This window comes from Streptomyces griseorubiginosus (assembly GCF_017614965.1).
In the GTDB taxonomy this organism is placed as follows: Bacteria; Actinomycetota; Actinomycetes; order Streptomycetales; family Streptomycetaceae; genus Streptomyces; species Streptomyces griseorubiginosus_B.
Genome location: NZ_WVUG01000339.1, coordinates 1 through 9,161 on the forward strand (window position 1 = coordinate 1; position 9,161 = coordinate 9,161).

Below are 9,161 nucleotides of genomic sequence, written 5' to 3' on the forward strand. Positions count from 1 at the left end.
GGCAGACGCCGTCAGCTGCCGTCCACGCCCCTCTCGGACCCCCGCGAGACCCGCCCCGGGCTGAGGGCCCGTACAACTTCCGACACGCGCGTGTAGACGCCGGGACTGCCCGCGCGGCCGCAGCCGCTCCCCCACGACACGAGCCCGATCAGCTTCCCCTGGGCGACGAGAGGCCCGCCGCTGTCCCCCTGACAGGCGTCACGGCCGCCTTCCGTCTCCCCGGCGCACACCATGCTGTCGGCCGCGTAGGTGCCGTCGACGCTCCCCGGGTACGCCCTCTCGCACTGGGCGTCGGGCAGTACGCGCACGCGTGCGGCGCGCAGTGTGCGCGCGTAGTCGCCGCCGCCCGTCAGATCGCCCCACCCGTAGACCGTGGCGCTCGTGCCGGGCGCGTACGCCGGGTCACCGGCCGCGGCCATCGCAAGGGTCGCGTCCTGCGGCAGCGGCTCGGCCAGGGTGAGCACGGCGAAGTCCCCGGCGTTGGTCTCGGTGTCATAGGCCGGGTTCACCCATACCTCACGCACCCGGATCTCCGAGCCGTGGTCCGAGAGCAGGTCAGTACGGCCCGCGATGACCTTCAGATCGCGCACCCGGTCCGGGGGCGCCCCCAGGACGTTCTCGCCCATGCAGTGGGCCGCGGTGAGCACGGTCGTGCGGCCGATGGCCACCCCGCCGCAGAACTGCCCCGCCCGCGTACCCCCGAACCGGTCACGGCTGGACAGAGCGACCGTCCAGGGGCTCTGGGAGATGTCCACCGGGAAACCGCCCACGACGACGTCGGCGGGCGCGGGGGCGGCAGACAGCAGCGGTATGGCGGTCGCTACGGCCGCGAGAACGAGCGGCCGGGCCAGTGACCGGATGAAGGGACGACGCATGCGCGCTCCTCACACTGGGATGATGATCGGAAACCCAGGGTGATCCAGCGCGCCGCACCCCGCACCCGCGCGACAGCACGACAAGGCCCGGCTCCCCGAGGGGAACCGGGCCTTGGGTGTCGTAGGTCCGCGATCTAGTCCAGGTAGTCGCGCAGTATGGACTGGTGAGCGCTGTGCTTGACCTGCATAAACGCAGGTGGGTCGGGAGCGCAGTTCGCGAAATATCTTGGATTGAGATGTGCCACCATGCCCCTCCGATCCATTGTCCACCACCTCGGTCTTCCTGTCCGGCATGACCCACAGCAGAAGGCAAAGATCATCGAGGAGCTCCGCCCCGCGCTGAACAACCTCCCCGACGACTAGCGGAAGGCACTTACGGTCGAGCGGAGCGGGTTGAAATGGCTCAGGTGGCGCTGGGCTCGGGTCGCTCGATGAGCTGACCTCGAAGTGGGCGCCAGTCCGGACGAGGGCGACGAGGTGAGGCGCGCTCAAGGCCCAACCATCCAACTGGCATCGGCCCGGCCTGGCTCTTCTAGTGACGTCGCTAGGCTTTGCCCATCACGACGCTGCCCAATACCGGAGGACTCCAAGTGACGTCGACCGCTGCCAAGCCCGGTCCTCCGGCGCGTCGAGAACACTGGTTCCAGCCGCGTCGGTCCGGGTTCCGGTGGGAGCAGGACGGCCTTGAGCACGTACGGCATCTGATGCCGGCGGCCGAGCCGTACCGGGCGTGGGCGACGTTCCGGTTCACCGGTGTCACGGGCCGGGTCAACGAGTGCGATCTGCTGATCGCCGTACCCGGCGGCGTCTATCTGCTGGAGCTCAAGGGGCATCCGGGCCGGGTGGTGAACCATGGGGACACCTGGCAGTTCCACGACGACCGGGTGCGGACGCTACGCAACCCGCTGCACCTCACCGACCTCAAGGCCAAGGAGCTGAAGGCCCAGCTGGAGCGTGCCGCGCGTGCGGCGGGGATTCCCGAGGGGAAGATCCCCTTCATCAAGCCGGCGGTCTTTCTACACGATCCCGATCTGGTAAGCGGGCTGGACGAGTTCCAGCGCGCCTCGGTGTACGGACGCAACGGTGGCACGAGCGGACTGCCGGGTATCTGGGACGGTCTGCTCGGGCTGCCGCCGGAGCGGGAGAGCTGGCGTGTCACCCCGCAGGACAGCCAGCGGCTCGAAATGCTGATGAAGCGCATCGGGATCAGCCACTCCACCGCCCACCTGCGCTTCGGGGACGACTGGCGGCTCGCGCCTCGTGCGCTGGACGCGGGCCCCGGCTGGGAGGACCGGCTCGCCGTACGCGACGACAGCCTGGTCAAGGAGAACGGCAGGGTCCGGATCTATCTGTCGGGCCAGGAAGCGTCGGCGGAGCAGCGCGGCCGGGTGGACCGGGCGGCGCTACGCGAGTACCAGGTCCTGCAGGGCATCAATCACCGCGGCATCGTCCAGGCCGTGCAGATCCGCGAGCACCAGGGCGGCCCGGCGATCCTGTTCCGACACGGGGAGTCGGATCTGCGGCTCGACGCGTACCTAAATGCGTACGGGGACCGGCTCACGCCCGCCGTGCGCCTGGACCTGGTGCGCCAGCTCGCCGAGGCCGTCCGGTACGCCCACAACCGCTCCCTGTACCACCGGGCGCTGTCGGCGCGCTCGGTGTACGTCTCCGCGCGCGAGGACGGTACGGAACCGGTGCTGCGGATCGCCGACTGGCAGACCGCCGCCCGGGACTTCGACACCACCTCGCATCTCACACTCGGGCAGACTCCGCTGGATTCTGGGCTGGTCGCCGACATCGCCCAGGTGTATCTCGCCCCGGAGACCGCCAGAGAGTTCGCCGACCCGGTGGACCTCGACGTCTTCGGCATCGGCGCGCTCTCCTTTTTGCTGCTCACCGGCAAGCCGCCCGCCGACGCCCGGGGCACCCTGGTGGACCGGCTCGCCGCCGACGGCGGTCTCCACCCATACGCGGTCTCCGACAGTGTCTCGGCTGCGCTTGACGACCTGATCTTCCGGGCCACTGCCTCAGATGTGCAGAACCGGTTGTCGTCCGCCGAGGAGTTCCTGCGGCTGCTCGACGCCGCGGAGGCCGCTGACGCCACGGGCGGGCGCGGCGTCGTCGAGGTCACCGACCCGCTCACCGCCAAGGCCGGCCGGCGCCTCGACGAGGAATGGGAGGTCGTACGAGTTCTCGGAACTGGCGCGACCGCCCGAGCCCTGCTGGTGCGCCGCGTCGAGGAGGGGGTACCGGACCCGGCGTCGCTGCGGGTGTTCAAAGTGGCGCTGGACCGGGAGAAGGACGCGCGGCTGTACGCGGAGGCGAAGGCCCTGCGCGAGGTGGGCGGCAACCGCATCGTCAAGCTGCTCGCAGCCCCTCGCGAGCTGGGCGGACACACCGTCCTGGAGATCGAGTACGCGGGCGGCTTCCGGGCGGCGGACGACGGCGAGCCGGTCAGCCTCGGCTCCCGGCTGCGCGGCGAGGGCCGGCTCGGGTACGCCCAGCTGGAGCGGTTCGGCAACGACCTCTTCGACGCCCTGGACAGTCTCGCCGCCCGCGGGGTGCGCCACCGTGACATCAAGCCGGACAACCTGGGCCTGTTCAAGCGCAGTGACGGCTCCTGGCAGCTGATGCTGTTCGACTTCTCCCTGGCCGACGCCCCCGACCAGGACCTCCACGCGGGCACCCGTGGTTACCTCGATCCCTTCCTGGGGGGCAGTCGCCGGGCCCGCTACGACGATCACGCCGAGTGGTACGCGGCCGCGGTCACGCTGCACGAGATGGCCTCAGGCGAGCGCCCTGTGTGGGGCGACGGCCAGGGCGACCCGCTAACCGTTCCGAAGGCGGAGCTGTACGTGGCCCGCGAACTGTTCGAGTCAGCGCTTGCGGACGGGCTGGCCGCATTCTTCCAGCAGGCCCTGCACCGTGACGTCGAGCAGCGCTTCGACAGCCTCCGCCAGATGCAGGAGGCCTGGCGTCAGGTGTTCCGCAGGGCGGACTCGACGCGGCCGCCGACCACGCCCGCGACGGTGGACACGCAGGCAGCCGACATCGAGGACGCCCGCGAGCAGGCTGCCGCCGCGGCGGACCTGACGACCCCGCTGGATGCCGCGGGCCTTTCGCCCCGGGCCGTGTCGGTGGCGGCGGGCCTCGGCGCCGAGACGGTGGGCCAGCTTCTGGACGTCCCGCCGCATACGATCTCCCGCGCGCGCGGCGCCGGCAACGTGATCCGCAAGGAACTCAACCGGCGTCACCGCCAGTGGACCCAGGATCTACGCAGGCGCGCCGCACCGAAGGTACCCGCGCAAGTACCGGCCGACGCCCCCGTCGAGGCGCTGGAGTCAGTCGAGACCCTCGCGGCCCGGCTTGTTCCGGCCGAGGGCGGTCGGCGTACGCGCCCCCGGCGCGACATCGTCCTCGCGACGCTGGGCCTGCCAGGTGTCGAGCAGGCTGGTGAGCTGCCATCGTGGCCCTCCCAGTCGGCAATCGCCAAGGCCCTCGGTGTCAGCCAGCCAACTGTCTCAGGAAACCTGAGTGCCGCGATCGATCAGTGGTCGGAGCTCACATGGCTGGACAGGATCCGGGATGAGCTGGTGACCATACTGTCCGAGCAGGGCAGGGTGATGACGGCCCGGGAGCTGGCCACCGAGCTGCGCGTACGGCACGCGCCGCACAACGAGGACGCCACGGAGGACCGGTCGAGCCTCCAGGCTCAGGCCCTTGCCGTGGTGCGTGCGGCGGCCGAGATCGAGTTCCGCCGCGATGATGCCGCCGCGGCGGGAGACGACGAGGACGAGGTCTCCCGGTTCGCCATGCTGCGGCGCGGCAGCGGGGTGCTGCTGGCCCTGGTGGACCTCCCAGGCAGCGATGACCCGACCCCGGTGGAGCTCGCCGAGTACGCGACCCTGCTCGGCCGGGCCGCCGAGGATGTGGCGGCCCGCGATCCGCTGCCCGGCGGCGGCACGGTCCTGCGGGAGCTGCGTGCCGTGCCCGCCCCTGAGGGGATGGCACCGCTGGCCGACACCCGTCTGCTGACCCTTGCCGCCGCGATGGCGGGCGGGGTCGGCGTCACACCGCGCTTCGAGCTGTTCCCCCTGGACCTGGGCCTCGACCGGGCCCTGCGGATCTCACAAGCAGCTGCCGGAGTACGGGCCGGCATTGGGGTCGGCGCCGACGATCTGCTGACCCGCGTGAGGGCCCGTTTCCCCGGCCTCGGCGCGCTCGCCGACGTCACGTACGTGGAGTTGGAGGAGGCGCTGTCCGAGGCGGGTTTCCCGCTGGTGTACGACCGGGACAAGCGACGCTTCTTCCCGCCCGACCGGGATGCCGAGCAGAGTCGGCCCGCGGTCAGCGGGTCCGTGCTGACCAGCACCGGCGCGCTGTACGCGGCCGCGCAGAGCGACTTCGCGGCAGGCCGCGACCCGCGCCGGATGATGGAGGCACGGCTTCAGGAGGCAGTGCGCCGGGGCGGGTTCCTCGCTCTGACCGTGCGGGGCCTCGAACTGCCCGGCACGGCGCAGCGCCTCGCCGCCCGGTTCGACGTACTGCCGCTCGACATGGACGAGCTGTTCCTGACCGCCCTGCGCGAGCTGGCCGACGAGCAACGGGTGAGGTGGGAGGCCCTGCTGAAGGCGGACGCCAAGTTCGCCGGCACCGGCCGGATCGGTGCCGCGCTGGCTTCGTACACCCGGCTCGCCGCCGAACGCGTCAGCGCCCGGTGCACGACCCTCGCCGAGCAGGCGGGCCCTCGCACGGTGCTGCTCGCGCACCGGGCTTCGCTCGCGGCCCGTTACTGGGAGGCCGGTGGCCGCGAGCTCGTGGTCTCCCTCCAGGAAGCGGCCCGCCGCCCCACCTCCGCGCCTCACGGTCTGTGGCTGCTGGTCACCATGGACGACCCGGAGGCCACCCCGGCGCTCGACGGCCGCACGGTGGACGTGGTGGACCGGGTGAGCGAGTGGACGGTCCTGAAGGGGCTGTTCATGCGGGAGTTGCAAGGGCTTCCCGAGGCGGGCTGAAGGCTGACGCCGAATCAGCCGGACACCATATGATCTGCGTCGTGGGGGACGACGAGGAAAGCAAGAGATCAAAGACGGACTACGCCTGCGCGGGGGAGCGCCACTACGAAGACGCCTCCTATCTCCACGGCGACGGGCGGCTGTTGAACGCGGACCATTTGTTCGGGCTCGCGGTGGAGTGCCTGATGAAGGCGCTGCTGAAGCGGTTTGCCGGGGCGAACGGGGTTTCCATGAGGAACAGCGGAGGCTCCGAGAGTGACCGTCTCTGGTGGGACGACCCGAATGCCCAGAACCAGAACAAGAAGCGCAAGGCGCTCGGGCATGTGAACGAGATACTCCAGGCCCTCCCGCTGCTGCTCGACGGCCGTCCTGGGCCGGCTCTCACCGAAGCCCTGACGAGGGTCTCCGCGGACTTCGAGAAGTGGCTCGTCGACGACCGCTACTCCGACGGAACGCACCTCGACCTGGCGCTTCTGACGCGCCGCCAGGAGGCGGCGTCACTTGCCCACGAGCTGCATGTGCACGTTCAATTCACCGGAAAGCTGCCATGACCCTCTACGACGCACCGGTCCGCTTCGACGAGGCGCGCCCGGCCGCCTTCGCCCTCGCTCACGAGGTCGCCGCGGAAGGCTTCCACGTCCTGCTTGTAAGGGATGTTCTCGGCAGGTTCTCCCTGGTGGTGGACGACGGCGAAGAGGGAGGTGAAGCGAGCGACGAACAGGCTGAGCGCTGGCGGGAGTTGTTCACCAGCCGACTGGGCCGCTACAGCGGGGAACGTCCGCTCGCACTGACCTCGGTCACTCGCCTGCCGAAAACACTGACGGCCTCACCTCGCACCCTGGTGGTCATGCCGGCCACAGCCGCAGCGGGCTCGGTCCGGTTCCTCGACAACACGGTGGTCGGCGAGGAGTGGTCCCGAGTCACCCCTCCTTCCGTCACCACGGACGAGGCGACCCGCACCCGTCGTACCGCCCTGTACGGCTTCAAGGGCGGCGTGGGCCGTACGACGGCGGCCTCCGTTCTCGCCCGCCGGCTGGCCGACGAGGGCATGATCGTGCTTGTCGTCGACCTCGACCTGGAGTCACCCGGCGTCGGCCCACTCCTGCTCGCGGGCAGCAGCCTGTGCCAGCACGGCGTCGTGGACCACCTGGTGGAGTCGGCGCTCGGCAATGCGGAAGGCCTGAAGATCGTGACTCGCTCCGGGTACACACCGCGCAACCATGGCGAGTTGTGGATCGCCCCGGCACGCGGTGCGGGCACCGAAGGCGTCCCCAACGGCTATGTGGACAAGCTCAACCGCGTGTACGCCGACGCGGAAGGCGCCCGTTTCGCGGACCGGCTGGCCGCGACCGTCCGTGCCTGCGAGGAAGCGGTGGAACGCAGTGACAGCGGACGCCTGCCCGACGTCGTACTGCTAGACAGCCGGGCCGGCATCCACGACGTGGCCGCCGTGACCATCTCGCACCTGTGCGACTACGCGCTGCTGTTCGGCGCGGACAATGACCAGACCTGGTCGGGCTACAAGGACCTGTTCGAGGCGTGGGCGGCGTCCGGGCAAGCCGCGGCCATCCGCAAGAAGCTGCGCATGGTGGCGTCGATGGTCCCGGACTCGGTGCACTACTCGAAGGACACCCACCTCGCCTCCTTCCGCAAGAACGCCCACGCCGCCTTCAGCGTCCTCTACGACTCGCTCGCGCCGGGCGAGATCGGCGGCGCCGAGGACGACACGTGGGCCATGGAGGATGAATCCGCACCCCACTCGCCGATCCCGATCCTGTTCGAGCCGGGCCTGGTCGGTATGAACGTGCCCAACTCCCCGGACTGGCAGGACCGTGCCTTCGTCCAGGCCGCGTACCGTGACTTCCTGGAAACGACCGTCCCGCTGATCGTGGCGGACCCCGCGGATGACTGGTGGGTCAGCCCCGAGTTCGAGGAAGACAACCCATGACCGAGCCACTGACCCCCGGCGAGTACCGCGACCTGATGTCGCGCGCGCTGGAGGGCACCGTGGACGCGGACACCCGGCCCCCCACCCCGCACACCCTGTACATGCCGGACGCACACCGCACCGCGTTGTACGTGGACAGCACCGTGGTGCAGGGCGACCGGGGTGTCGGCAAGACGTTTTGGGCACGCTCCCTGCTCATCCCCGAGCTGCGTGAGGCTGCGGCCACCGAGTACCGCATCAACCGGCTGACCCGCCTGCGCGTCACGCCCGGCTTCGGCATGGACGTGGGCTCCCCGCACTATCCGGGCCCCCTGGTGCTGCCCTCCCTCCTCGCGGGAGGCGCGCTCCCGGAGGAGATCTGGTATGCCGTCCTGCTCACCGCCCTGGGCCAGCCCGAGCTGCTCAACGCGGCCGACTGGGCAGACCGCGTCGCCTGGCTGCGGACCAACGCCGGCCCGGCGGAGGCCACCCTCGCGCGGGCGGATACGGAGGCTGCCGCCGAGGACATCGTGCACCTGCTGGTCTTCGACGGCCTGGAGCATCTGCACAGCGACTGGGACACCCGCAACCGGCTGATCGCCGAGCTGCTCCGCATCGCGATGCGGATGCGCTTCGGCACCCGCAACATCCGCCTGAAGGTGTTCCTCCGCCCCGACATGTTCGACGCGGCCAAGCAGCTCTTCCCGGACGCGTCGAAGCTGTCGGGCAACGCGGCCCGCCTGGAGTGGACCCGCGCCGACCTGTACGGGCTCCTGTTCCACCACCTGGGCAACGAGGACGACGAGGCGGCGAAGCGGTTCCGTGGCAGCACCGGCGGCTGGCAGCCCCCGGCCTCCGGCACGCCGGTGCGGTACGTAGCCGCACCCGCTCTGCGCAACGACGAGAAGGCCCAGCAGCAGCTGTTCGAGCGCATCGCCGACCCGTACATGGGCACCAACGTCCGCCAGGGCCGCCCCTACACCTGGCTGCCCAACCACCTGACGGATAGCAACGACCGGATTAGCCCCCGCAGCTTCCTCAAGGCCCTGTCCGAGGCCGCCGAGATCACCCGCCGCACCCACCCCTCGCACACCCGCGCTCTGCACCACGACGCGATCCGGGGCGGCGTGCGCGAGGCGTCCACGGTCCGCGTCGACCAGATCGTCGAGGACACCCCGTGGGTGAAGCTGGCGATAGAGCCCCTCAAGGGCTGCCAGGTCCCGATCGCCCAGGGCAAGATCATCAGTATCTGGAGGGACCGCGGCCTGCCACAGCTCCTGCGCGAGGAGTCGGCCCGCTACACCCAGGCCGACCGCCCCGAACTGGTCCGCACCGGCCCCCGCC

Annotated in this window: 5 protein-coding genes; 4 read left to right on the top strand and 1 reads right to left on the bottom strand. The window is 70.5% G+C overall.

What is annotated here, in order from left to right; all coding sequences use genetic code 11:
- Positions 1 to 11: 11 nt before the first annotated feature.
- On the bottom strand, positions 12 to 875 hold the full coding sequence (locus GRC12_RS37870) for a S1 family peptidase (RefSeq protein WP_208784788.1): 864 nt from the start codon (positions 873 to 875) through the stop codon (positions 12 to 14).
- 590 nt (positions 876 to 1,465) lie between these two features.
- Here GRC12_RS37870 and pglW point away from each other — a divergent pair.
- The 4 genes from pglW to GRC12_RS37890 all read left to right on the top strand — a co-directional run.
- Complete coding sequence (pglW, locus tag GRC12_RS37875; protein WP_208784789.1) at positions 1,466 to 5,890, top strand: BREX system serine/threonine kinase PglW; 4,425 nt, start codon at positions 1,466 to 1,468, stop codon at positions 5,888 to 5,890.
- 41 nt (positions 5,891 to 5,931) lie between these two features.
- Complete coding sequence (locus GRC12_RS37880) at positions 5,932 to 6,441, top strand: hypothetical protein (RefSeq protein WP_208784790.1); 510 nt, start codon at positions 5,932 to 5,934, stop codon at positions 6,439 to 6,441.
- A complete protein-coding gene (locus GRC12_RS37885; RefSeq protein WP_208784791.1) occupies positions 6,438 to 7,838 on the top strand; it encodes a KGGVGR-motif variant AAA ATPase in 1,401 nt (466 codons plus the stop codon). The genes GRC12_RS37880 and GRC12_RS37885 overlap by 4 nt, the downstream gene beginning before the upstream one ends.
- On the top strand, positions 7,835 to 9,161 hold a 1,327-nt coding region (locus GRC12_RS37890), incomplete at its 3' end, for a hypothetical protein (protein WP_208784792.1). The genes GRC12_RS37885 and GRC12_RS37890, both read left to right, overlap by 4 nt.

Bases quoted from the DNA above. Each gene is read 5' to 3' on its own strand.
- GRC12_RS37870 (WP_208784788.1), bottom strand. From the start codon at position 875: ATGCGTCGTCCCTTCATCCGGTCACTGGCCCGGCCGCTCGTTCTCGCG.
- GRC12_RS37885 (WP_208784791.1), top strand. From the start codon at position 6,438: ATGACCCTCTACGACGCACCGGTCCGCTTCGACGAGGCGCGCCCGGCC.